This window comes from Bacillus sp. 05T31, assembly GCF_056396725.1.
In genome coordinates, this window is sequence record NZ_JBFTMA010000933.1 from 1 (window position 1) to 1,321 (window position 1,321).

Annotated in this window: 2 protein-coding genes and 1 pseudogene; 1 reads left to right on the forward strand and 2 read right to left on the reverse strand. The window is 29.9% G+C overall.

Annotation, left to right across the window (positions count from 1 at the left end):
* Both AC1DJR_RS30020 and AC1DJR_RS30025 read right to left on the reverse strand, forming a co-directional pair.
* A partial coding sequence (locus AC1DJR_RS30020) for an AI-2E family transporter (protein WP_477004263.1) occupies positions 1 to 671 on the reverse strand: 671 nt, incomplete at its 3' end.
* A 64-nt stretch (positions 672 to 735) separates the two neighbouring features.
* Positions 736 to 984, reverse strand: a complete 249-nt coding sequence (locus AC1DJR_RS30025; RefSeq protein ID WP_002014007.1) for a GlsB/YeaQ/YmgE family stress response membrane protein — start codon at positions 982 to 984, stop codon at positions 736 to 738.
* A 126-nt stretch (positions 985 to 1,110) separates the two neighbouring features.
* Between AC1DJR_RS30025 and AC1DJR_RS30030 the strand changes: the two are divergent.
* A pseudogene (locus AC1DJR_RS30030) lies at positions 1,111 to 1,321 on the forward strand (GNAT family N-acetyltransferase); the annotation flags it as partial.

The following is a 1,321-nucleotide window of genomic DNA, read 5'->3' on the forward strand; positions in this document are numbered from 1 at the left end:
AGTATTCTCTTCGCAGCTGGTTGTCTTTGCTCAGATATAAACTTTAAAAAATGATTCGGTAATTGCTCACCATCTTTTAAAAGATAGAACAAAATAAATGGAACCATTACAAATGTTAAAACAACTTCAGTAATTGTACTTAAAAATCCAGTTACATTTCCTGTTACTGATGATAATGATTTTGTAAAGTTCATTGTAGAATCTTTTACGATATTAGCAAAATCAACATTTAAACTTTCCTGCATTCTACCAATTACATTACTATCTCCAAATTTACGTGCTGCCCTTTCGATTTCATGCCCGAAATATGGCAAGTTATCTATTAAAGCATTTACTTGATCTTTAATAATTGGAATAACCGTGACCGCAAGAAAAACAAATAATCCAAGAACAATTATATATATCGAGGCAATTGACACAATTCTCGACACACCTTTTCTTTCTAAAAGAGAAACGAATGGATGCAATATATAAAATAGTACTCCCGCTAATAATACTGGGAAAAAGATTGTTTTTAAAAATACGACGAACGGTGTAAAGACGAATGATATTTTTGTAAGTAATAATATATTTACAAACAGCAACGCGAATCCAAGTAGTACAGCTAAATAATTTTGTTCTTTAAAAAACTTTTTCAACTTATCTCTTTTTCTTATATTTACTTTCTCCAAGTGTACCACCTCTCTAATTAGGAAAAGCCCTAAAAGGGCTTTATAAAACAATCAGTAATAGCCATTATTTTCTTGCAACTTTTACTACAAATGATACAATAAGAATTAACACAATTGCACCTAATAATGCTGGCACGACATGAATCCCACCAAATGATGGCCCAAAAGATCCAAATAATCTACTACCTAACCAAGCTCCTAGTAAACCAGCAATTATATTTCCAAACATACCAGCTGGAAAATTTTTACCCGTTATAGAACTAGCAATTATACCTATAATAGCACCAACTATTAATGTAATAATCCATCCCATTTTTAGTCCCTCATTTCTATTATAGTTTGTATTATCAAATACAAGAGTAGCTAAACTCTTATATAAGATTACGTATTTATCTACGCTAACCATATCCTACTATAGAAATATACCTACGAACATTTTATGTATGGAGATACATATATTATATGCAAAAAAGAAAAAAATTGTCAAACTTACCCACAAATCAATTATATTAATATATCATATTTAAAGGAGGCGTTATTATCTATGATTCATAAATTACTTCCCACTTCTTATGAAGTAGCAACATCCATTTTAAATGTTCAAATTCCAGCTTATAAAATTGAAGCAGACTTTTTAAACAGTACTGCAA

Bases quoted from the DNA above. Each gene is read 5' to 3' on its own strand.
- AC1DJR_RS30025 (WP_002014007.1), bottom strand. From the start codon at position 984: ATGGGATGGATTATTACATTAATAGTTGGTGCTATTATAGGTATAATT.